Here is a 22,737-nt window from a genome sequence, read left to right as displayed (position 1 = left end):
CCCGTCGACGCCGCGGGCGAAGCGTCCGAGACCGGGTCGTGACCGGGTGAGAATGTTATATACCCACATTATTCGACAGATTTTATAGAATCGCAACCATAGTGACAGCTGAGTTCGAGGTGGTCAGCAATGCCCATGCTCGAACCGGCGAACACGTGGACGCAAGGACTCGACTTCCCGAGCCGACTGTTCGAACCCGGTAGCAACGACTACGAACTGTACGAGGAGGACGGCGAGTTCGTCCTCTCGGTCGAACTCCCCGGGTTCGACCCCGCGGAGATCACCGCCTCGTGGAACGACGGCGTGCTCAACGTCGCCGGCGAACACGAGGACGAGCGGCGCGGGACCCGTCGGACGTACCACCGGCGGTTCCGGTTCCCGAAGGCGATCGACGAGGACGGCATCGAGGCCGAGTACCGGAACGGCATCCTGACGGTCCGGCTCCCCGTGACCGTCGAGAGCGCCGTCTCCGGCAGGGAGATCGAAATCGAGGGCTGACCGCGCCCTCGGTCGCGACCGCTTCGGTCTCCGACCCCCGTTTCGAGCGACCGGCGCGGTGCCGGTCGCCCCCTTCGCGTTCCGTCACTCGTTTTTCGACCGCGTTCCCGCTTTCCGATCCCGTTCGCTCTTTCGACCGATCGCGTCGTCTCGGAGGGAGCGCCCCGACCCCGCACGCCTTTTGTACTCCGCCGCCACGGACGAGGCATGAACCGCGAGGAGTTCGCCGCCAGCATCGACCACACCGTTCTCGGCCCCGAGACGACCCCGGCAGACGTGCGGACCGTTCTCGACGAGGCCGCCGCCCACGGGATGAACGCCTGTATCCCGCCGTGTTACGTCACCGAGGCGGTCGCGTACGAGGCCGATCCCGAGGCGATCGCCACCGTGGTCGGGTTCCCGCACGGCCAGCACGCGCCCGAGGTCAAACGCGACGAAGCGGTCGCGGCATGGGAGGCAGGCGCCGACGAGATCGACCTCGTGATCAACGTCGGCCGGCTGAAGGCGGGCGACGACGGCGCGGTCGCCGACGAGCTCGCGGACGTCGTCGCGGCCGTGCCGGTCCCGGTGAAGGTGATCATCGAGACCGCGCTGCTCGACGACGCCGAGAAGCGCCGCGCCTGCGAGGCCGCCGTGGCCGCCGACGCGGACATGGTGAAGACCTCGACCGGCTTCGCCGACGGCGGCGCGACGCTCTCGGACGTCGAACTGATGAGCGAGTACCTCCCGGTGAAGGCGTCCGGCGGCGTCGGCTCCTACGAGGAAGCGGTCGACATGCTCGACGCGGGCGCGGTCCGGATCGGCGCCTCCTCCGGCGTCGCCATCGTCGAGGGACACCCCGAAAGCGGGGACTAGCGGTCGTCCGGCGACGCGTTCCGGCCGTCGCCGTCGGCGGCGAGACCGTCGCCCGTCGCCGGGTCGTCGGCGTCCGGCCGGCTCGCGTCGTCGCCGGGGTCGGCGTCCTCGATATCGTCCTGGTCCACGTCGACCTCGAAGGCCGAGACGGACGCCGAGAGCGCCTCGGCCTGTCCCCGGAGTCGGTCGGCGTTCTCCGCGATGGTGGTGACGGTCGCCGTCTGTTCCTCGGCGGCCGCGGACACCTGTTCGGACCCGGCGGCGACCTCGCCGCTCACCTCGGCGACGTCCTCGACCCCCTCGACCGCGCGCTGGGTCGACCGGGCCTGGTCCTCGGCCGCCTCGCTGATCTCCTGAACGCCGTGGTTCGTCTCCTCGACGGCGTCGACGACGGCTTCGAGCGACGACGACGCCTCCCGAACGGTGTCGGAGCCCTCGTCGATCCGCGCGTTCGTCTCGCGGATGTCGTCGACGGTCTCGTCGGCCTCCTCGCGGACGGCCTCGATCTGCGATTCGATCTCGGCGGCGGCCTCCTGCGTCTCCTCGGCGAGGTCCTTGACCTCGTCGGCGACGACCGCGAAGCCCTCGCCCGCCTCGCCGGCGCGGGCGGCCTCGATGGAGGCGTTCAGCGCGAGGATATTCGTCTGCTCGGCCACGTCGGTGATGAACTCGACGACCTCGTCGATCTCGTCCATCCGCTCGTCGAGCGACTCCATCTGCTCGACCGCGGCCGCGGAGCGCTCCTCGATCGCGTCCATCTCGTCGAGCGCCTCGGCGGCGGCCTCGCGGCCGCTCGACCCCTGCTCGGCGGCGGCCTCGGCCGTCTCGGCGACGGACGCGGCCGACGACGCCACCTCCTCGATGCTGGCGGAGAGGTCGCTCATCTCGCTGCTCACCGCGTCGAGCCGCTCGTCCTGTCGCACCGCGCCGTCGGCGATCTCCTGGATCTGCTCGCTGACGGTCCCGCTCGCGGTCTCGACCTCGTCGGCGCCGGCCGCGAGGTCCGCGCTCGCCGAGTCGACCTCGCCGGCGAAGGCGGCGACCCGTGCGGTCGTCCGTTCGAGCTGTGCCACCATGCCGTTGAACTCCGAGGCGATCTCGCGCATCGCCTCCCGGTCAGCGTCGGGGTCCATCCGCTGGGTGAGGTCGCCGTCCGCGACCGCGCCCATCACCTCGCTGTAGTCGGCCGCGCGGGCCTCCATGTCGCGGGTGACGGCCTCGGCCTCCCGCCGCGCTTCCTCGGCCTCGTTGGCGGCGGTCTCGGCCTCGGCGATCCGCTCGCGGAGCGCGTCGCGCATCGCGCCGAAGCTCGTGAACAGGCGGCCGATCTCGTCGATCCGGCCGGTCGAGAGATCGACGTCGAGCTCTCCGGACTCGATCTGCTCCGCGCGGTCTCGGAGCCGGGCGAGCGGCATGACGGTCCGGCTCCCCAACACGACGCCGACGGCGCCCAGCGACGCGAGAGTGAGCAAGATGAGGAGCAACACGGAGTTGCCAACGTCGTTCCGGACCGCGAACGCCGTCGACTGGTCGACGCTCGTCACGGCCACCCAGTCGGTGTCCGGGACGGACGCGTACGCGTACACCCGGTCGTCGCCGATCTGGCTCGCCGTCGTCGCGTTGCCCTGCCGGATCGCCTCGACCTTGTCGGCGTGTCGCTCCCCGTCGACGGTCCGGTCGATGTCGAGGACGGTCTGTCCCGCGGCGTTGAGGATCGTCGTCTCCTCGCCGGTGTCGGTGTTCTGGATCCGTTCGAGCTGCGGCTGGATCCGGGTCACGACGACGAGGTACCGGCCGTCCGCCCGCGGCACGGAGCTGGCGAACGCCATCACCGGTCGGTCGTTGAGCACGGGCGACCGGTACGAGCGGACCGACCGCCAGACGCGGTCGTCCTCGCCGACCCCTTCCGGCACGTCGGCGTCGCTCCACGGGGCGTCCAACTCGCTCGGGGCGCGCCCCTCGAGCGGCCGTTCCGTACTGGCCACCACTCGGTCCTCGCTCGCGTCGACGAGGTGAATGCTGACGATGTCGTCCGACAGGAGCTGGTCTTTCAACAGCACGTACGCCGGCGCCCGTCGGTCGGAGCGCAGGGCGTCGGCCGCCGACATCGACCGAGTTTCCGTGCTCATTCGCTCGGTCCATGAGCCGATGGCGTCGGCCTGGAGGCCGCTGGTCTCGGCCAGCTGCGCCGTCGCGTCCGATTCGACGGTCTGTTCGGTCTGGAGGTAGGTGAACGCGCCGCCCGCGACGACGACCGCGGCGACGACGAGGAACGCGAGCGCGAACTTGGCGGCGTACCGGCGTCGAACCGCGTCCGGGAGGAGTCCGCCGACGGCCCGCGCCAGTCGGTCGGTCAGCCGGTCCGTCATTGGTCGGACTCCTCCAGCTCGGACGGGACCGTCAGGTCGCCGCTGGTGATCCGCTCGCCGGACTCCGCGACGGCCGCGCGCACGTCGTCGGGGATGACCGGACCGAGCGACGTGCCGTAAACGAGCGCGACGCCGTCCTCGGCGAGTCCGAGGGCCGTCGTCGAGCCGGTCTCGAGGGAGTCGTCGATCGTCCGCTCGGTGGCGTCGTAGACGGCGGTCCCGACGCGTTTCACCATCGACGCGAGGATCACGTCGGCGTAGCGCGGGTTGCTCCGCGACTGGTCCGAGTCGACGCCGATCGCGTACCGGCCGTACTCCTGTGCGGCTTGGAACACGCCGAGTCCGCTGCCGCCCGCCGCGTGATACACCACGTCGGCCCCCCCTTCGTACATCTCCGCGGCGGCGGCGTATCCGGCCTCGGGGTCGTCGAAGGCGCCGACGTACGTGGAGCGCACCGACACGTCGGTCGGCGCGTGGTCGACTCCCGCTCGGTACCCGGCCTCGAACCGGCGGATGAGGCCCGAGTCAACGCCGCCGACGAAGCCGACGGCCCGCTCGTCCGGGCGCGTCGAGCCGGCACCCACGGAGAGGTCGCGGCTCGTCACCAGCCCGGCGAAATGGCCCGCTTGGAACGACCCCTCGTGTTCTCGGAACACGTAGTTCGCCACGTTGTCGCGGTCGACGACCGAGTCGACGATGGCGTACTGCTGGTCCGGGTACTCCCCCGCGACCGTCGAGAGCGCGTCCCCCTGGAGAAAGCCGATACAGCAGATCAGATCGTAGTCGGGAGACTCCGAGGCCGACAGCGTCGCCTGCGTGGTCTCGAAGTCCGGCATCGATGCCGGTTCCTCGTTCGAGAACGCCACGTCGTAGTCGAGTCGAGCGCGCTGGATGCCCCTGTTCGCGGCGTCGTTGAATGACCGGTCGTCGAGCCCGCCGAGCGCGTAGATCATGCCGACCGTCGCGCTGGCGTCGGCCGCGTCCGATACGTCGTCCGTCTCTTCGGTCGCCGTCTCGTTCGTATCGATCGACGCCGTCCCGGAGTTATCACCGCCGAGACAGCCTGCCGTTGCGCCCGCGAGCGCACCGCCGAGACCGACGGCGACTCGCCTGCGAGAGAGCGTCTTCGTCCGCGTTTCTGTCATCTCATCGGCGTCGGCCTGAGGGAGATAAAAGCGCTCGGAGCAAATTATCAACACCAATAGTAAACCCAGAAGTTCGTCGTCGGGGGCCCGGGACGCCGCCGCCGTTCCACCGACGTGAGAATCCGCTCAGGTAGGTTTATATACGGAGCCCGTACGAGGGGGTATGAGCCACCAATCGGGATCGCGTGGATTCGACCTCGACGCGGCGTTCAAGGCGTTCGGCGCGGTCGGCATCGCCATCTCGCTCGCGCTCATCGTCGCCGTGTTCGCGCTGACCAACCCGTTCGGCGATTACGTCACCGCGTCGCCGGCCGTCTTCGGCACCCTTCTGTCCGCGGCGCTCGTCGCCGCCGTCGGCTACACGACGTACGCGCTCCGTCGGCGCTGAGAGGGCGACTCGTTCTGCGGCCACGGCCTCGACGCCGGGAGACATAAACCGCTCGCGGGCGGACGGTTTCGTATGCCCGACGAGCCGACAGACGCGGCGGTGGAACGGTTCCTCGACAGAGCCGCGGCCGCGCTCGACGACTACGACGAAGGATACGCCGACGCGGACGCGACGCTGGCGACGCTGCGCACCCACGTCGACGAGCTGTCGGAGAGCGTCGAGGAGAGCTGAGACGGCGGAGACCACGGAGCGTCCCCCGGCCGACTACGGCCCGGCCCCGATCAGCTCTCGCACGCGGCCGACGTACTCCGCGAACGCGGCGTCGCCGCGCTCGCGCGGGCGCTCGACGTCGACGTCGACGATCTCTCGGACGCGTCCCGGGTCGGCGGCCATCACGACGATCCGGTCCGCGAGCGTCACCGCCTCCGCGACGTCGTGCGTGACGAAGAGGACGGTCTTCCCCGTCGAGGCCCACACGTCGAGCAGCTCCCGCTGGAGCATCTCGCGGGTCTGTGCGTCCACGGCGCCGAACGGCTCGTCCATCAGCAGGAGGCTCGGATCGACGGCGAGCGACCGGGCGATGGCGACGCGCTGTTTCATCCCGCCCGACAGCGACTTCGGATAGGCGTCGCGGAACTCCGTCAGCCCGACGAGGTCGAGCATCTCGTCGACGCGCGCCTCGCGCTCGGCCGGCGAGCGGTCGCTCCGTTCGAGGCCGAACCCGACGTTCTCCGCGACCGTCAGCCACGGGAACAGGTGGTACTCCTGGAACACCACGCCCATGTCCGTCGTCGGGCCCGTGACCTCGGTGCCGTCGAGCAGGACGCGGCCGTCGGTCGCCGTCGTCAGCCCGGCCGCGATCCGGAACAGCGTCGTCTTCCCGCATCCCGAGGGACCGACGAGGCAAACGAACTCCCCGTCCGCGACCGAGAAGGACACGTCGTCGAGCGCGCGCACCGCGCCGCCGTCGCCGGGATACGTCTTGCCGACCCCGTCGAGGGCGACGCTCGCCGCCTCGGGTTCGGGCGGCCCGTCGGCTCGCCCAGGTGAGTCGCCGGCGTCGCCGGCGTCGCTCCCGTTCACGCCCGCCACGCTAACGCCCTCCGTTCGACCGCGCGGAACGCCACGTCGACGAGCAGGTACATCAGGCTCAACACGAGGATGTACGCGATCGCCCGGTCGACGCGGAGGTTGTTGCTGGCGCGGATGATCTCGCGGCCGACGCCGGGGACGCCGAATATCTCCGAGGCGACGACGAGCATCCAACACCGGCCCAGTCCCGTCCGGATCCCGGTCATGATCCCCGGCAGCGACGCCGGCAGCACGATCGACCGGACCGCGTCGAGGTCGCCGCGGACGCCCAGCGTCCGCCCCACGTCGAGGAGGTCCTCGCTCACGCCCTCCACGGCGCCGTACGCCGCGTAGAAGTTGATCCAGAACGCGCCGACGGCGATGATGAACGCGGCGCCCCAGTCGTTGATCCCGAACCACGCGATCGCGAAGCCGATCAGCGCGAGCGGCGGCACCGGGCGCAGCGTCCGGACGAGCGGCGCCGTCAGGTCGTCCAGTAAGCGGCTCCACCCGAACGCGACGCCGGCGGCGACCCCGAGGCCGGTCCCGGCGATCGTCCCGGGGACCCAGTGGCGGACGCTCTGGGACAGCGCCGCCGTCATGTCGCCGGAGGCGAGTTCGCTCGCGAACGCCCCCGCGACCGCGACGGGCGAGGGGAGGACGAACGGGTCCTGCGTCAGCGAGACGGCGTGCCAGACGACGAGGAACGCCGCGACCCCGACCGCCCCGCGGAGCAGCCGCCGGCCGTCGCCGAGCCCGGCGCTCGCAAACGCGTCGCCCTCGCCGACCGGCGATGCGGTTTCGGTCGCCATCAGAGCGAGTCGTACACCTCCAGGTCGAATATCTGGTCGTTCGGCAGCTGCTCGTCGATCTGGCCGTTCCCGGCCGCGAACTCGGAGAACACCTGCGTCGCCTCGGTGATCTGGTTGGGATCGGTGATGAAGTTCGACAGCGGCGAGTCGAGCGCCTTCCGCGCGCGGTCGACCGGCATCCCGATGCCCTCCTCGACGTGGCCCGCGGTCGCGTCCGGGTTTTCGTCGATGAACTCGGTCGCGCGGACGTGCTGTTCGAGGAACTGCGCGGCGAGCGGCGAGTCGCGGACCGCGTCGCTCATCAGCGTGACCGCGGCCGGCTGGCCGGGGAGCACGTCGGCGGCGGTCCGGAGCATCGTCACGGACGAGTTCTCCGCCTGCGCGATGGTCGGCACCGGCTCCATGATCGAGGTGCCGTCGATCTCGTCGTTGGCGATCGCCTGCCAGACCGAGCTGGCGCCGCTGATCTCGATGATCTCCACGGCGTCGTTTTCGGCGGGATCGACGCCGACGTCGCGGAGCCAGTAGCGGAGCAGCACGTCAGGAACGCTCCCCTGCGGGAACGTGCCGAAGGTGAACGGCTCGCCCCGCTCGTCCGCCCACGCCGCGAACGCGTCTGCGCCCTGCTGCTCGAACGTCTCGTGGAACGACGACTCGGCCATGATCCCCATCGGCTCGCGGATGTTCGCGGCGGTCACCTGCGCCGAGATGCCGCGGTCGATCGCGATCATCGCGGGGACGATCCCGAACATCGCGACGTCGATGTCGCCGCCGCCGAGCGCCTGAACGATGTCCGGGCCGTTGCCGAACTCCTGTCCGGTGACCTCGGCGTCTATCTCCGAGAAGTACCCCTCGCCCTCCATCACGTACCACTGGAGGTCCGGGTAGATCGGCATGTGTGCGACCGTCAGTTCGTCGAGGCCGCCGCCACCGCCGCCGCCGAGACAGCCGGCGAGGCCGACCGTCGCGGTTCCGCCCGCGGCCGCGAGGAACGACCGCCGCGACGCTGTCCGCGTTGGTTCGTACATACGCATGGAAGCGGCTCCGCGGGCAACACCCTCGCGTCACCAGCAACGGAAGCGCGTTCCGGTGACACCGACGAATTCGAAATTCGCAGCCGCTCGGGACTGAAAACGGGTTTCAAGGGACATTTCGGAGCAGAGCTCGTCATCGAACGACGCAAATGTTGCTGGTGCGGTTCCCCCGTCGGGAGCGCTCGGTCGCGGTCTCGCGGGGCGCACGCGGGAGTCTGTCGGCGGCGACCCGGTCACCGGTGCCGGCCGGCGGGCGGGCTCACGGCCGCTCGGTCGCGTCCTCGTCGAACAGCCCGAGGTCCTCGGCGACGAGGTCGGCGAGGCGGTCTTTGATCGCCGGGTCGACCTCGGCGACGGACTCGCCGTCGTGCTTCTGGGCGTTGTGTTTCTCGAGCGCGTCCGCGAGGTCGTCGAGCGGCACGCGGGTCTCCGTCTCGCACTCGTCGCACACGATCGGGACGGACGGCTCGTCGGTGGACATTACGCCGACAATCGCCCGTGGCGGATATATGCCTTCGGGCGCGTCGTCGGTCGTCGGCATCGCGCCGAACCGCCGGCCCGCCGAACCGCCACCGTCTATTGACTCCGTCGCGAACGCCCGGCCATGCACGTTCTCGTGACGGGGGCCGCCGGCGGGATCGGCGGGGGCGTCGCGCGCTCGCTCGCGGCCGCCGGTCACGACGTCCTCGGGGTCGACCGCGACGCGGCGGGCCTCGCGGGACTGCCCGACGCGGTCGAGACCGCCGTCGTCGACCTCCGCGACGAGGCCGCCGTCAGCGACCTGCTCGCGGACCGCCCACTCGACGCGGTCGTCTCCTGTATCGGGGGCTACGAGATCGCGGCGGTCGAGGACACCTCCGCGGAGGCGTTCCGGCGGCAGCTGGAGACGAACCTGACCGCGGTCCACGTGACGGTCTCCGCGGCGCTCCCGACGCTGCGCGAGCGCGGCGGTCGGATCGTCGTCGTCGGGTCGATGGTCGGCTCCGTCGCGCTCCCGTACCACGGCGCGTACAGCGCCGCGAAGGCGGGGCTCGACGGCTACGTCGACGCGCTCCGCCGAGAGGTCGATCCGCACGGGGTCGACGTGACGCTTGTCGAGCCCGGCCCCGTCCCGACCGGGTTCAACGAGCGGGCCGCCGCAGCGGCCGCAGCGGCCGAGTCGAGCGACCCCGACGGGCCCTACGCCGGCGCCTACCGCGCGTTCGAGGGGTACTCGCCGGCCGCCACCGACGTCGAGACGGTCGTCGAGCGCGTGGTGACCGCGACGACCGCGGACCGACCGCGGACGCGCTACCGCGTGAGCCGCCGGGCGCGGTGGCTGCCGCGGCTCGCGCGCGTCCTCCCCGACCGGCTGTACGACCGGCTCGTCCGCGCCGGGCTCCCCGGTGGGCTCCTGTGGCGGCTGCTCCATCGGTGAGGAGCCCGCCCGCATCGAGAACTTCGGCGCCCGTCAGTCGTCCGCGGCCCCGGAGGAGGACTCCTCCGCGTCGTCCGCGGGCACCGACTCGGACGATCCGGGCTCCGTCCGGTCCGGTTCGGTGCCCTCCGGTCCGGCGCCGTCCGAGTCGGTGGCGTCCGCGTCGGTCGCTCCCGTCTCGGCGTGGAACTCATCCGGCGAGGCGTCGATCCGCTCGAACTCGCCGAAGTCGCGCTCGTGGTGGCGGATCATCTGTTCGACGATCCACGCGCTGTATCGCTCCGAGTACCCCCAGTCGGCGTCCGCGTCGTCGACCTCGAACCGGTCGTCCGTGGCGAGCGCGGCGTACAGGTGATAGAAGCCGAGGACCACGTCGCCGAAGTCCCTCGCCTCGCCGCCGATCTCGCGGCGCTTCTCCGCGAGCTCCTCGCGGCCCGCATCTGTGAGCGCGAAGTACTTGCGGTCGGGCTCGTCGTCGCGCTCGACGCGCTCGGCGACGCCCTCCTCCTCGAACTTGTAGAGGATCGGGTAGACGGAGCCGTAGGAGGGCTCCCAGTGGCCGCCGCTAATCTCCGTGATCTCGCCGAGCAGCTCGTACCCGTACCGCGGGCGCTCGTCCAACAGCTCCAACACGAGATACGAGATCAGTCCTTTCGGCGGGCCGCTTTTCCGCATCGTCCCGACTTTTCGGGGTCGCGTCGAAAGGGTTTCGGTCACGGTGACTGCTGACGCGAGCCACGATGATCCGGGCGAATTAGGCGTTTCGATGGCTCCGGAACCCGACCGGATAGCCACGTGCGGCGGCGCGTGCCTCCGAGCGCCCACCGGGCGCGAGGAACACGCGCGAGGGACGCGGCGAACGCGAGTGGCGACGCCGCGAGCGTGAGCCGCGAGGCTGGGGAGGTGTGAGGTGCGGGGCTGTGCGGGGCGGGACTCGAAGGGGCAGTCGCGAGGCGGACAGAGGCGACGTAAGCACCGTAGCGAGTGAACGAAGCGAGCGAGCGAGGAGCGTGGTTCGAGACGCCGGAGGCGTCTCGTCATCCCGAAAATCTACGATTTTCGGGCGACAGCGAGCGTCTGCCCGCCTCGCGACTGGGGCTTCGGAGCGGTCCGTGTCGGTCAGGGTTTTATAAGCAGACGCGTACAGCCGAGCGGCTGGGGCTTCGGAGCGGTCCGTGCCGGTCGGCTACTTATAAACAGCTACGCACGGCCGAGCGGTAGTAGATTCGAGGCTCCTGAGACTGTCCCAAAGCCCGGGACCACCACCGACCGTTCCGCGGACTACCACGTAGCGGGACGACCCGCAAACCCCTAAGTCGCGCGGCCCGAACCCGACGTATGGTCGAGGCTCCACAGACCGCCGAAGGGTGGTTCTCGCTGCACGACTTCCGCTCGATCGACTGGGACGCGTGGCGCGAGGCGCCCGAGTCCGAGCGACGGCGAGCGATCGAGGAGGGCGAAGCCTTCCTGAAACACCGCGAGCTGGTCGCCGACGCCGACGCCGGCGAGTCCGCGCTGTTCTCGGTGCTCGGGCACAAGGCCGACCTCCTCTTCTTACACTTCCGGCCGTCGCTCGACGATCTCTCCGCGATCGAGCGCCGGTTCGAGGACACCGCGCTCGCGAAGTTCACCGAGCGCGAGACCTCCTACGTCTCCGTCACCGAGGTGTCCGGGTACGTCTCGGACGACTACTTCGAGGAGGGCGCCGACGCCGTCGACGAGGGGCTGCGCCGGTACATCGAGGGGAAACTGAAGCCCGACATCCCGGATGAGGAGTACGTCAGCTTCTACCCGATGAGCAAGCGCCGCGGCGAGGAGCACAACTGGTACGACCTCGACTTCGAGGAGCGCGCCGACCTGATGGCGGGCCACGGCGAGGTCGGCAAGGAGTACGCGGGGAAGATCAAACAGGTGATCGCCTCCTCCGTCGGCTTCGACGACCACGAGTGGGGCGTCACGCTGTTCGGCGCGGACCCGACCGACATCAAGGACATCGTCTACGAGATGCGGTTCGACCCGGCCTCCTCGCGGTACGGCGAGTTCGGCGACTTCTACGTCGGGCGCCGGTTCCCGCCGCGCGACCTCGACGCGTTCCTCGCGGGCGAGACGGTCCCGACCGGGCGCGAGCCCGAGGAGGACAGCGCCGGCCACTCCCACGGCGAGGGCGGTCATCACGGCGAGGGCGGTCATCACGGCGACGACGCGCACGGGGGCGGCGAGGGACACGACCGCTCGGGTTCGGGCGGCGGCTCCGCGCACGGCGACCACCCGCACGGCGACGGGGAGGCCGGCGGCGAGGGCGACCATCCCCACGGCGAGGGCGACGGTCACGGCGGCGAGGAGGGCCACGGCGGCGGCGGCGACGGCAGTTCCGACGAGGACATCCGCGGCGAGCTCGCGGACCTCGACATCTACGCCGGGAAGCCCCACGGGGAGGACGTGTACGCCACGGTGCTGTACAGCGAGGCGGACGTCGACGAGCTGTTCGACGAGGTCGAGGGGCTCCGCGGCAACTTCGACCACTACGGCACGCACGTCAAGACCGCGGTGTACGAGGGGCGCCACACCGACCGCGCCGCGGTCGTCTCCATCTGGGACACCGCGTCGGCGGCGGAGACCGCGGGCGGCTTCCTCTCGGAGCTGCCCGACATCGTCGCGCGCGCCGGCGAGGAGTCCGGCTTCGGCACGATGGGGATGTTCTACACCGTCAAGCCAGACTACCAGACGGAGTTCGTCGAGACGTTCGACGACGTCGGCGACCTGCTGGGGGAGATGGACGGCCACGTCGAGACCGATCTGATGGTGAACGTCGAAGACGAGAACGACATGTTCATCGCCAGCCAGTGGAACGCGAAGGAGGACGCGATGGCGTTCTTCCGCTCCGACGAGTTCTCCGAGACCGTCCAGTGGGGCCGCGACGTGCTCGCCGACCGCCCGCGACACGTCTTCTTAGCGTAACGGGACTGGACGCGCGCAGTCTTTTATAAGTACGGCGGGTCGGCAGAGAATTCCTCCAAACCCCACCCGCTCGCTTATACACAGTCGACTGCGAAACGACGGAAAACACTTCCAAAGCCCCAGCCGCGAGGACTCGCGCGTGCGACTCGCGCCCGCCGGGCGCTCGTCGGCACGCGCCGCCGTCCAGTCTGGCCAGTTATAAATAGAGCCGTCGTCGCGCTCGCCCCGCTTCGCACCGTCTCCCCTCCCCCGACCGCCGGGTTTTAGGTGCCGCTGCGGCGAACGGGTGGCCATGTTCGACACCATCGTGGTCGCGACCGACGGCTCCGACAGCGTGCGGCGGGCCGTCTCGGTCGCGGTCGACGTGGCGGCGCGGTTCGACGCCGAGGTCCACGCGGTGTACGTCGTCGACGCCGGCGAGGTGGAGTCGTCGCCCGACACGGTCCGCGAGGACCTCCGCGACGCGCTCGACGACGAGGGACGCGACGCGCTCGACCGCGTCTCCGACGCGGCGCACGACCGCGACGGCGACCTCGACGTGACCATCGAGGTCCGCGAGGGGCGCCCGGCCTCGGAGATCGACGCCTACGCCCGGTCGGTCGACGCCGACCTCATCGCGATGGGCACGCGTGGACGGCACGGCGAGAACCGTTTCCTCATCGGCTCCGTCGCCGAGCGCGTCGTTCGGACCTGCCCGGTCCCCGTGTTGACGGTGCGACAGCTGACCGAGGAGGACCCGCGGCGGACGACCGTCTGAGTGGGCGGGGGAGGCGGCCGCCGAACGCGCGCCGACGCCACGCGACCGACGTGAGAGCGGCGGAGTTTTCCGGCTGCCGCCCGCCTCGACGGTATGGACGACGACCTCATCGAGACGGGGGACGCCCCCCGATCGCGGTACACGAAGCTTCCGGGGAAGGGGTTCTTCTACCCGGACTCGCTGGACGACGAACGCGCGGAGCGACGGGCGAGGGAGTCCATCGAGGGCAGCGAGGCGGTCGTGATCGCCGACGGCGACGCCGACGGTCTCGCCTGCGCGGCGATGATCCGCGAGGCGTACGACGCCGCGCTCGACGTCGAACCGTTCGAGGACGCCATCGCGGCGCGGCTGGCGGACGAGGGCGACGAGTCGGGCGGCGCGGAGACCGACGACGCAGAGAGCGAGGAGTCCGACGACGACCCCCTCGACGACGCCCACGCCGAGTCGCCGGTCGGACTGCTCTCGGCGGGGCCGTACTCGATCGACACCGCGCTCGAACGCGTCGAGGCGTACGCCGACGACGACATCGATCTGTTCGTCTGCGACCTCTGTCCCGACGACTACGAGTGGGTCGCGGAGCCGCTGGAAGCGCTCGCGGAGTCGACCGACGCGATCCGCTGGTTCGACCACCACCAGTGGGACGACGCGACCGCCGCCGCGGTCCGCGAGGCGGGCGTCGACCTCGTCGTCGGCGACTCCGACGAGGAGTGTACCGCCGACGTGGCGCTCCGGTCGCTGGAGCACGCGTTCGACGAGCGCTGGGCCGAACTCGCCGAAGTCACGCGCGACCACGACCTCTGGCTCAAGGAGGACCCGCGCTCCGACGACCTCGCCGACTACTCCTACTGGGCCGGCGCCGAGGAGTACGCGGCCGTGGTCGGCGCGTACGGCGTCGACCTCCCCGAGACGGTGCGGTCGTTCGTCGAGGACCGTCGCGTCGAGAAGGAGGCCAGGATCGACCTCGCGGTCGACCGCGCGGTCACCCACGAGGTCGGCGACTGGCGCGTCGCGGTCACCTACGGCCGCTGCTCGCAGAACGAGGTCGCCGAGCGGCTCCGCGAGGCGGGCGCCGACGCCGCCGTGATCGTCAAGCCCGCGGGGTCGGCCTCGATCCGCGGCTCGGACGACTTCCGCCACGCTCACGAGGTCGCCGGCCGGGTGAACGGCGGCGGCCACCCGCAGGCCGCGGGCTGCAAGCCCGACATCTACGACGACATGCTCGATTACGCCCACCACTGGAGCACCGAGGGACAGGCGTGCAAACGCGTCATCCTCGCGGCGTTCGAAGCGGTCGCCGAGGAGGTCGAGGCCGGAGCGGGTGACGGCGAGGGGGGCGCGGCGGCCGAATAGGTCGATGGCGGAGGTGTTCGTGGCCGGCGAAACGCTCGTCGACTTCGTGCCCGACCCGGGGGAGACGCTGCGCGAGGTCGACGGCTACGCACACCGGGCGGGCGGCGCGCCCGCCAACGTCGCCGTCGGGCTCGCGCGGCTCGGCTCGCCGCCCGCGTTCTGGACGCGCCTCGCCGACGACGCGTTCGGCGACTTCCTCGCGGAGACGCTCGCGGCCGAGGGGATCCCGAAGACGCACGTCGAGCGTGTCGAGGGGAAGACGACGCTCGCGGTGGTGTCGCCGCCCGACTCCGACGGTCCCCGGTTCGGGTTCTACGGCGACCGGGACGCGACGTTCGGCTTCGCCCCCGACTCTGTTCCGACGGAGGCGCTGCGGAACGGCTCGCCCTGGGTCCACCTCGGGGGCGTGGCGCTGACGCACCCGCGGGGCCGGGCGGCGACCCGCGAGCTGCTCGCGGTGGCGGCCGACGTCGACTGCCCGGTCTCGTTCGACGTGAACTACCGGTCCGACCTCGTTCCGGACGGCGCCGCGGAGGCGGTGTCGACCGCGGTCCGCGAGACGGTCGGCGAGAGCGACGTCGTGTTGTGTAGCAGGGAGGACGCGGCCGCGGCCGGATTCTCGGAGAGCGAGGGTTCGGACCTGGCCCGAGACCTGATCGCGCTCGGGCCCCCCACCGCGGTCGTCACGATGGGGGACGAGGGGGCGCTCGCGGTCAGTTCGGACGCCGCGCCGTGGGGGGCCGAAACGGTCCGGCACGGCGGCTTCTCCGTCGACGCCGTCGACGCGACCGGCGCCGGAGACGCGTTCACGGCGGGGGTCCTCTCGCGGCTCGCCGGGCGGCGGACCGCCGGCGACGCCGACGGGGACCCGCTCCGCGAGGCGCTCGCGTTCGGCAACGCGACCGCCGCGCTGTCGGTCCGATCGGTCGGCGGGATGGGATCGATCCCGTCGCGGGAGGAGGTAGTGACGTTCCTCGAAGCGCGGGAGTAAACGAAAAAGCGGGTCGAAATCGGCGCGCGTCGCCTACGAGGAGGACGGCGACATCTCGATGTTGAGGCTCTTCTGGACCAGCTGCGTGAACGCCATCGAGCAGAGGAAGTACCAGAGGATCCACATCTGGATCGGGCCGACGATGCCGGTGTCCCAGGTGACGCTGCCGGCGAGCGGCACGACGAGCTCCTGTGCGGCGACGGCCGGATACGCGGCGTCCGACCCGCGGTAGCCGATCACCCAGAACATCCAGAGGAACGCGGGGATGGTGAGGAACATGATCCACACCATCGGGCGGAACTGCTCTTTGAACATGCCGAGCTGGTCGCCCATCGCCTCCATCTGCTCTTCTTGGATCTCGTCGAGCGCCTCGTCGTCGTCGCGCTTCTCGGCCTCCTTCCGACGCTCCTGGATGTCCTTCATCCGGTCTTGATACGCGCCCATCTTCTCCATGTCCATGAGCCCGGCGCGCAGCAGCGTCGAATAGAGCCCCGTTCCGAGCGCGATGACCATGATCACCACGTAGAAGGGGACCACGTTCAGGAGGGGGCCGAGGACCACGTCGATGGCGCCGGCGATCGCGTTGCGGACCGGGCCGACCGCGTAGCCGACGAACGCGCCGAGCGTTGCCACCCCGGCGAGCTTGTCCCACTTCGACCAAGTGGTCGTCTCCGGCGTCTCCACGTCGCCGCCTGAATCGTCGTCATCTTCCAAGCCGGCCTCGATCCCCTCGCGGTCGGCCAGCGCGAACCCCTCCTCGCCGTCCACGAGGATCTCCTTCTCGATGAGCCGGCCCCACTGCCCGCTCGATATTTTGTCGCGAACGTCGACCCAACGGACTTCGCCGCCGCTGGCGTTGTCGAGGACGACTTGAATGGCGTCCCGCATCTCGCCGTCATCGCGGACCAGCGAGCGGACTCGCCGTTCGACTTTGCTCATTAGCGGCCGGTTAGCGGTCGACGGTTAAGAACCTTGTAGGATCGCCGCTCGGATCGGCTTCCCTCGACGACGCGAGTCGGCCTCCGGCAGCGACGCTGATCGGCTTCCGGCGGCGACGCCGATCGGTTTCCGGCGACGCGGGTTAGCTCTCGACGACGCGGGTTAGCTCTCGACGACGTCGCGGATCCGGGCGAAGACCTCGTCCGGGGTCGCCTCGCCGTCGACCTCGACGAGCACGCCCTCGTCGCGGAAGTGGTCCACGACGGGCTCGGTGTTGTCGTAGAACACCTGGAGCCGCTCGCGGGCGGTCTCCTCGGTGTCGTCCTCGCGCTGGATCAGCTCGCCGCCGCACTCGTCGCAGACGCCCGCCTCCTCGGGGGGTTGGAAGTCGACGTGGTAGTTCGCGCCGCAGTCGTCGCAGACCCGGCGGCCGGTGAGGCGGTCGACGAGCACCTCCTCGTCGACGTCGAGGAGGATGACGGCGTCGAGGTCCGTAATCTCCGAGAGGTACTCGGCCTGCTCGAGGTTGCGCGGGTAGCCGTCGAGGACGAACCCGTCGGCGTCGTCGAGCGCGGCCTCGACGATCTCGTTGACGACCGGGTCGGGGACCAGTTCGCCCGCGTCCATGAACGACTTCGGCGTCCCGTACTCCGTCTCCATCTCCTTGTTCGCGCGGAGCGCGTCGCCGGTCGTGACGTGCTCGACGCCGTACTCGTCGGCCAGCTTCGCGCTCTGCGTCCCCTTTCCGGCGCCGGGCGCTCCCAACAGCAGAATTCGGTGGCTCATACCGGAGCGGTCGCGGGCCGCCCCTAAAGGCTTGAAGATTCCGGCCAACGCTACTCGCCGCCGTCGTCCGGGTCGGGATCGGCGTCCCCGTCGTCGGCCGCGTGAAGCCGCAGCCCCATCTCCAGCTCGAAGCTCTCGGCGTCGGAGGTCTCGAAGCCGATCTTCTTGTACAGCGAGACCGCGGCGCGGTTCCACCGCTCCACCGTGAGCCACACCTTCTCGACGCCGTTCGCCTGCCCGTGCCCGAGCAGCCCGCGGATGAGGTGGGTGCCGATCCCGGCGCGCTGGTACTCCTGATGGACGAAGATCGCCAGCTCGTAGGCGTCGCCGTCGGGGACGAGCGTCGCGTGGCCGGCGACTTCGTCGCCGCACCAGGCGATCACGTTGTGGCAGTCGCCGGCGAGGATCGCCGAGAGCCACTCGCGGATGCGGTCCTCGCCGCCCGGCGGGATCCCCTGCGCGCGGTCGGCCGGGTCGAAGGCGTCGTACATCTCGACGAGCGCCTCGCGGGTCTCGTCGTCCCCCTCGTACGGCCGGATCTCGATCTCGCGGTCCTCGCGGTCGGTGAACGCGGTCGGCGGCGGCGGGAACTCGTCCGCCACCGCGTCCGGGTAGCCTCGGTCGCTCATCTGACCAGCGTGACCGAGGTCTTGGCGTTCAACAGGACGAACTCCGCGATCGGGCCGATCGTGATCTTCCCCATCGGACTCGTGTGGCCGCCGCCCAACACGATCTCCTCGAACCCCTCGGTCTCGGCGATCTCGACCAGCCGGCTCCCCGGGTCGCCCTCGACGCGGCGCACCTCGGCGTCGATTTCGGCCTCGTCGGCCGCCGCCTCGGCTCGTTCGACGACCTCGTCGGGCGACACCGAGGAGTCCTCGTTGTCGACCACGGCGATCGTCAGGTCGTCGTTCGCGACCGCCGCCCGGTCGACCGTCCGGTCGAGCGCGCGGAACGAGTCGTCGCTGCCGCCGATCCCGCAGAGCACCTTCATGCCCCATCCGTTCACGCGACGATACAAAAGTGGATCTCCGAGCGGGGGACCACCGACAAGGCTTTTGCCCGCCCGCGGAGTTTCGGATGTATGAGCGATCACACCGGTTCGGCGGCCGATTCGGCCGGTGACACCGGCGACTCCCCCGCGGACCGGTCCCCGCCCGAGGATCGACCCGCCTCCGAGGGCGGCGACGAGGACTCCGACTCCCGAGCGGGTGACGGAACGGACGAGGAGACACCGGCCGCGGGGGCGGACGCGACCGACGACGAACAGGAGACGACCGCGACCGGCGACGAGACCGCCGGCGAGACCGACGAGGACGTGCCGCGGGACGTCCAGAAGTACGAGCGGTTCAAGAAGATGGACGGCGCGCGCTACGAGCGCGTCAACGAGTTCCTCCGCGACCGGACGTACATCACGGCCCGCGAGTGGGCGATCGCGCGGCTCTGCGCCGACTTCCGCACGGAGACCGGCGTCGAGATGACGAAGATCGGCGAGAACCTCCCGGAGCTCGTCCCGTTCATGACAGACACGTACACCCCACAGGCGGTCAACCAGGCGCGCTACTCCTTCGAGGAGAAGGTGACGAAGGCGGGCGCGACGTTCCTCTACGGCGCGATGTCCGGCTTCTTCACCGCCGAGGACCTCGACGAGATGATGTACGAGGTGACGGAGGTCGCGAAGTTCCTCCTCGAGGTCGAGGGCGTCGACCTCGCGGTCGCCGACGAGCTGGAGGCCGAGGATAAGATCAGCGAGGTGATGCGCGACGTGCGCGCCTCCTCGGCGGACCTCCGCGGCGAAGAGGTGCGCTGCCCCGAGTGCGGGCACGTCCACAAACCGACCGAAGAGTGACGATGGACCGGTTTCCGGAGGCGATCGACGCGACCCCCGACCCGACGCTCGTCGTCGACGGCGACGGCGTCGTCCGCGCGGGCACCCCGAGCGTCGAGGCGGTGTTCGGGCTCGACCCGGACGGCCTCTCCGGCCGCTCCATTACCGACGTGTTCGAGGACCCGGCCGGGTTGGATCGAGACGAGTCCGCGTCGATACCGGCCCTCGAGACCGGCTCGGGCGACGACGCCCACGACTCCGAGATCGGCCGGGACGCGACGGGCGCCGAGGGGGCGGACGACGCCCACGACGTGGACGCGCTGATCGACACGGTGCGCGCCGGCGAGTCGCGGTCGCTCGCCGACGGCTTCGAGCTCGTCGTGCGGCGCGGCGACGGCGGCGCGGTTCCGGTCCGCGTCAGCGTCGGGGCCTTCGACCTCGACGGCGAGCCGTACGCGGTCGTCACCGCCATCGACGTCTCGAACGAGCGGACGCGACAGCTGACGCTCCGGCGCCGCACGGAGACGCTCGAATCGCTTCACGACGCGACCAGGGAGCTGCTGAAGACGACCGACAGGGAGGCGGCGGCCGAGGCGGCGGTGTCGTACGTCGACGACGTGCTCGGCCACCCCATCGCCGCGATCTGGCTGCACGACGAGCGACGGGACGTGCTCGAACCCATCGTCTGGACCGACACCGCCGAGGCGGTGGTCGGCGACCACCCGACGTTCGACGCCGACGGACGGAGCATCACTTGGGAGGCCTTCGAGAGCGGCGAGCCGACCTACGTGGCGGACGTGGACGACGAGCCCGAGCGCTACAGCGACGACGCGACGATCCGCAGCGAGCTCGTCGTCCCGCTCGGCCGGTACGGCGTGTTGAACATCGGCGCCACGACCGCGGACGCCTTCGACGACTCGGATCTTGCGGTGGCGCAGATCTGGGCGGCGACGGTGACGATGGTCCTCGTCCGCATCGAGCGGGAGCGACAGCTCCGCCGGCGCGAGGCCGAGGTCGCCCGCGAGCGCGACCGCTTGGAGGAGTTCGCGAGCCTCGTCTCGCACGACCTGCGGAGCCCGCTCAACGTCGCGGCCGGCAACCTCGAAATCGTCAGCGACCGCCTCGCGGACGAGTCGATAGACATCGGGGAGCTCGACGCGGTGGAGCGCTCGCTGGACCGGATGGACGCGCTCATCGAGGACATGCTCGCGCTGGCCCGACAGGGAACCGGCATCGACGAGACCGAACCCGTCCCCCTCGCCGACTTCGCCGCGGAGTGCTGGGAGACCGTCGACACCGAGTCGGCGACGCTGTCGGCCGAGACGAACGCCGTCGTCGCCGCAGACCGGAGCCGCCTGCGGCAGGCGCTCGAGAACCTCTTCGGCAACGCCGTCACCCACGCGGGCCCCGACGTCGCCGTCACGGTGGGCGCGCTCCCCGACGGCGACGGCTTCTACGTCGCGGACGACGGCCCCGGGATCGACCCCGCGGACCGCGAGGCGGTGTTCGAGGCGGGCGTGACGTCGGACCCGGACGGGACCGGCTTCGGGCTGAAGATCGTCGGCGAGGTCGCCGAGGCGCACGGGTGGACGGTCGAGCTCGCCGAGAGCGAGACGGGCGGCACCCGGTTCGAGTTCCGGGGCGTCGAGGTCGAGTCGAGCGAGGGAGGAGCGTAAGGCCCGCTCAGTCGTCGGCGGGCGCCGCGCTCGCCGGGTCGAGCCCGTCGCCGTGGTCGGGGACGGTGCCGTCGTCGTTCCAGCCGCGGAGCGCGTAGTACTCGGAGAGCGCCGCGTCGAACCCCTCGATGGCGTCGGCGTACGGGAGCGTGTCGTCGCTCCGGTCGAAGCCGCGGGCGTTGTTGAACGCGCGCTCCAGCTCGACGATCCGCGCGCCCAGCGTCTGGAGGCCGTCGTAGTCGGCGTCGAGCAGCGCCGCGAGCCGGTCGTCCGTGACGGTGCCCCGCGAGAACTTGCATATCACCGCGGAGTCGAGGACCGCGTTGCGGTTCTCCTTCGCGACGAGCTTCGGCGGCTTCCCCTCCAGCCCCTCGGGATCGAGGGCGTCGTCGGGGTCGACGAGGGGGTACTCGTAGGGGTAGAACTCCCCGTACATGTGGTCCGCGCCGCGGTTCGCGGTCGCGAACGCGAGCCCCTGGCCGTTGAGCGCGCGGCCGTCGTGGCCGGAGAACTCCATCCCCTTCACCGTCCAGTCCTCGGCGCCGAACTCCTCGCTGGCGCGGTGGACGCCCTCCGCGAGCTTGTCGCCGACGCCATCGCGGTAGGCGATCTGCTCGACGAGCGAGCGGACGAGCCCCGCGTTGCCGAACTCGTCCTCGCTCTGGAGGAACATCGAGACGACGTCGCCACAGGAGATGGTGTCCATCCCGAGCTCGTCGCACAGCTCGTTGGCGCGCATCACGTCGACCACGTCGTCGACGCCCGCGTTCGAGCCGAACGCCATCACCGTCTCGAACTCCGGGCCCTCCGTCTCGACGCCGGTCGCCTCGTCGCGGGTGGGGAGCTTACAGGCGAACGCGCACCCCGAGCAGGTCCCCTTCTTGTACTTCTTCTCCTCGACGCGGTCGCCGGAGATGCCCTCGACGCCCTCGAAGGAGGTCTCGGCGAAGTAGTACGACGGGAGCGCGTCCACCTCGTTGGCCAGCTCCGTCACGCTCGTCGTCCCCTGCCGTTTCATGATCGAGTCGGAGGTGGCCGCCTCGCGGTGGACCTCGCCCGCCTCGTCGGGCCAGTCGACCTCGATTTCGGCGTCCGCGTCTCCGTCGAAGGTGAGCGCCTTCACGCCCTTCGACCCGAGGACCGCCCCCAGCCCGCCGCGGCCGAACGCCCGCGTGTCCGAGGTCATGATCGAGGCGAACCGGACCGCGTTCTCGCCCGCGGGACCGACGCAGGCGACGTGTTCGGGCTCCAGGTCGCGCGTCTCGGCGAACCGGTCGGAGACGGCCGACACTTCGGCCTCCGCCAAGTCCGGAACCTCCTCGAAGGTCACGTTCGGCTCGCCGTCCGGCGCGATTTCGCGGACGTGGACCGCGAGGAGGTCGTCGCTCGCGCCGACGAGCTCGACGGCCGCGTACCCCGCGCCCGTGAAGTTCCGCGAGAGGAACCCGCCGGCGTTCGACGAGAGCAGGCCGTTCGTGAGCGGCGAGAGCCCCGTGGCGGCCATCCGGCCGGTGTAGGAGGTCGTCGAGTACTGCATCGGGCCGGTCGAAAAATACAGCCGGTTCTCCGGGCCGAGCGGGTCGGCGTCGAACGGGATCCGATCGTACGCGAGCGACGTGTTGAGCCCGCGGCCGCCGACGAACGACGCGAGCCGGTCGTCGATCGGTTCCGTCGACGCGGTCCGCTCGGTCAGGTCGATCGTGAGGAGCGGCCCCTGCGCGTGTCTCATGGACGTACGGAGCGAGCGAGCGGCGATAAAACTCGGGGTGGGGACGCGATTTAAATACCAGCTAGCGGCGGCGCGATTGTTTATAAACGAGGCGGAGGCGCGTGCCTGCGAGCGGCCGCCCCCGGCGGCCGCGA

23 protein-coding genes are annotated in these 22,737 nt (G+C 70.6%); 11 read left to right on the top strand and 12 right to left on the bottom strand.

The features are described 5' to 3' along the window. Positions 1-135: 135 nt before the first annotated feature. Together C470_RS11405 and deoC are read left to right on the top strand one after the other, a co-directional pair. Positions 136-498, top strand: a complete 363-nt coding sequence (locus C470_RS11405; protein ID WP_008367362.1) for an Hsp20/alpha crystallin family protein — start codon at positions 136-138, stop codon at positions 496-498. A gap of 207 nt (positions 499-705) precedes the next feature. Further along, positions 706-1,353, top strand: coding sequence for a deoxyribose-phosphate aldolase (gene deoC, locus C470_RS11400; RefSeq protein ID WP_007345301.1), 648 nt, complete (start codon positions 706-708; stop codon positions 1,351-1,353). Here deoC and C470_RS11395 read toward each other — a convergent pair. Then, a complete protein-coding gene (locus tag C470_RS11395; protein WP_004597094.1) occupies positions 1,350-3,722 on the bottom strand; it encodes a methyl-accepting chemotaxis protein in 2,373 nt (790 codons plus the stop codon). The genes deoC and C470_RS11395 overlap by 4 nt on opposite strands. Then, a complete protein-coding gene (locus C470_RS11390; protein ID WP_008367360.1) occupies positions 3,719-4,867 on the bottom strand; it encodes a BMP family lipoprotein in 1,149 nt (382 codons plus the stop codon). Before C470_RS11390 ends, C470_RS11395 begins: the two co-directional genes overlap by 4 nt. 163 nt (positions 4,868-5,030) lie before the next feature. Here C470_RS11390 and C470_RS11385 point away from each other — a divergent pair, with 163 nt between their 5' ends. After that, on the top strand, positions 5,031-5,255 hold the full coding sequence (locus tag C470_RS11385) for a hypothetical protein (RefSeq protein WP_007996452.1): 225 nt from the start codon (positions 5,031-5,033) through the stop codon (positions 5,253-5,255). A 72-nt stretch (positions 5,256-5,327) separates the two neighbouring features. Continuing rightward, complete coding sequence (locus C470_RS16150; RefSeq protein WP_008367358.1) at positions 5,328-5,486, top strand: hypothetical protein; 159 nt, start codon at positions 5,328-5,330, stop codon at positions 5,484-5,486. 33 nt (positions 5,487-5,519) lie between these two features. Here the strand turns inward: C470_RS16150 and C470_RS11380 are convergent, their stop codons facing one another. From C470_RS11380 to C470_RS11365, 4 genes are all read right to left on the bottom strand, one after another. Continuing rightward, positions 5,520-6,347, bottom strand: coding sequence for an ABC transporter ATP-binding protein (locus C470_RS11380; RefSeq protein ID WP_008367356.1), 828 nt, complete (start codon positions 6,345-6,347; stop codon positions 5,520-5,522). Next, a complete protein-coding gene (locus C470_RS11375) occupies positions 6,335-7,138 on the bottom strand; it encodes an ABC transporter permease (RefSeq protein ID WP_004597099.1) in 804 nt (267 codons plus the stop codon). The genes C470_RS11380 and C470_RS11375 overlap by 13 nt, the downstream gene beginning before the upstream one ends. Next, positions 7,138-8,166, bottom strand: coding sequence for an ABC transporter substrate-binding protein (locus C470_RS11370; protein WP_007996451.1), 1,029 nt, complete (start codon positions 8,164-8,166; stop codon positions 7,138-7,140). The genes C470_RS11375 and C470_RS11370 overlap by 1 nt, the downstream gene beginning before the upstream one ends. 265 nt (positions 8,167-8,431) lie before the next feature. Then, positions 8,432-8,653 carry a hypothetical protein gene (locus C470_RS11365; protein WP_017344002.1) on the bottom strand — a complete coding sequence of 74 codons (222 nt, stop codon included), beginning with the start codon at positions 8,651-8,653 and terminating at the stop codon, positions 8,432-8,434. Between the two features lie 123 nt (positions 8,654-8,776). On the opposite strand from C470_RS11365, the gene C470_RS11360 reads away from it, so the two are divergent. Beyond that, entirely contained in the window at positions 8,777-9,589 is an 813-nt protein-coding gene (locus C470_RS11360; protein ID WP_049908708.1) for an SDR family NAD(P)-dependent oxidoreductase, read from the top strand. A gap of 33 nt (positions 9,590-9,622) precedes the next feature. On the opposite strand, the gene C470_RS11355 is transcribed toward C470_RS11360, so the two are convergent. Continuing rightward, positions 9,623-10,264 (bottom strand): PadR family transcriptional regulator, encoded by a 642-nt coding sequence (locus C470_RS11355; protein ID WP_008367351.1) that lies wholly within the window; start codon positions 10,262-10,264, stop codon positions 9,623-9,625. A 663-nt stretch (positions 10,265-10,927) separates the two neighbouring features. On the opposite strand from C470_RS11355, the gene C470_RS11350 reads away from it, so the two are divergent. From C470_RS11350 to C470_RS11335, 4 genes are all read left to right on the top strand, one after another. Next, on the top strand, positions 10,928-12,547 hold the full coding sequence (locus tag C470_RS11350) for a heme-binding protein (RefSeq protein ID WP_008367348.1): 1,620 nt from the start codon (positions 10,928-10,930) through the stop codon (positions 12,545-12,547). Positions 12,548-12,839: 292 nt separating this feature from the next. Further along, positions 12,840-13,304: a universal stress protein gene (locus C470_RS11345; protein ID WP_007345309.1), complete on the top strand. Its 465-nt coding sequence runs from the start codon at positions 12,840-12,842 to the stop codon at positions 13,302-13,304. A gap of 93 nt (positions 13,305-13,397) precedes the next feature. Continuing rightward, positions 13,398-14,654, top strand: a complete 1,257-nt coding sequence (locus C470_RS11340) for a DHH family phosphoesterase (RefSeq protein ID WP_008367345.1) — start codon at positions 13,398-13,400, stop codon at positions 14,652-14,654. A gap of 4 nt (positions 14,655-14,658) precedes the next feature. Beyond that, positions 14,659-15,645 (top strand): carbohydrate kinase family protein, encoded by a 987-nt coding sequence (locus tag C470_RS11335; protein ID WP_008367342.1) that lies wholly within the window; start codon positions 14,659-14,661, stop codon positions 15,643-15,645. A 33-nt stretch (positions 15,646-15,678) separates the two neighbouring features. Here C470_RS11335 and C470_RS11330 read toward each other — a convergent pair whose 3' ends face one another. The 4 genes from C470_RS11330 to C470_RS11315 all read right to left on the bottom strand — a co-directional run bounded on the left by C470_RS11330 (position 15,679) and on the right by C470_RS11315 (position 18,364). Beyond that, complete coding sequence (locus tag C470_RS11330; protein WP_007996436.1) at positions 15,679-16,584, bottom strand: DUF106 domain-containing protein; 906 nt, start codon at positions 16,582-16,584, stop codon at positions 15,679-15,681. 162 nt (positions 16,585-16,746) lie between these two features. Then, a complete protein-coding gene (locus tag C470_RS11325) occupies positions 16,747-17,370 on the bottom strand; it encodes an adenylate kinase (protein ID WP_004597109.1) in 624 nt (207 codons plus the stop codon). Positions 17,371-17,420: 50 nt separating this feature from the next. Further along, complete coding sequence (locus C470_RS11320; protein WP_008367340.1) at positions 17,421-17,999, bottom strand: GNAT family N-acetyltransferase; 579 nt, start codon at positions 17,997-17,999, stop codon at positions 17,421-17,423. Continuing rightward, positions 17,996-18,364, bottom strand: a complete 369-nt coding sequence (locus C470_RS11315) for a universal stress protein (protein WP_004597111.1) — start codon at positions 18,362-18,364, stop codon at positions 17,996-17,998. The genes C470_RS11320 and C470_RS11315 overlap by 4 nt, the downstream gene beginning before the upstream one ends. Before the next feature lie 90 nt (positions 18,365-18,454). Between C470_RS11315 and C470_RS11310 the strand changes: the two genes are divergently transcribed. Next, positions 18,455-19,219, top strand: a complete 765-nt coding sequence (locus tag C470_RS11310; RefSeq protein WP_004597112.1) for a DUF5806 family protein — start codon at positions 18,455-18,457, stop codon at positions 19,217-19,219. After that, positions 19,216-20,874, top strand: a complete 1,659-nt coding sequence (locus C470_RS11305) for an ATP-binding protein (RefSeq protein WP_008367338.1) — start codon at positions 19,216-19,218, stop codon at positions 20,872-20,874. Before C470_RS11310 ends, C470_RS11305 begins: the two co-directional genes overlap by 4 nt. Before the next feature lie 7 nt (positions 20,875-20,881). Here C470_RS11305 and C470_RS11300 read toward each other — a convergent pair whose 3' ends face one another. Beyond that, positions 20,882-22,603, bottom strand: a complete 1,722-nt coding sequence (locus C470_RS11300; protein ID WP_008367336.1) for an aldehyde ferredoxin oxidoreductase family protein — start codon at positions 22,601-22,603, stop codon at positions 20,882-20,884. Positions 22,604-22,737: the final 134 nt, after the last annotated feature.

The sequence above is a fragment of the Halorubrum distributum JCM 13561 genome, from assembly GCF_000337395.1.
GTDB lineage: Archaea > Halobacteriota > Halobacteria > Halobacteriales > Haloferacaceae > Halorubrum > Halorubrum distributum.
The sequence above is the reverse complement of the archived record's forward strand: the minus strand, read 5'-3'. Positions and strand labels throughout refer to the sequence as shown.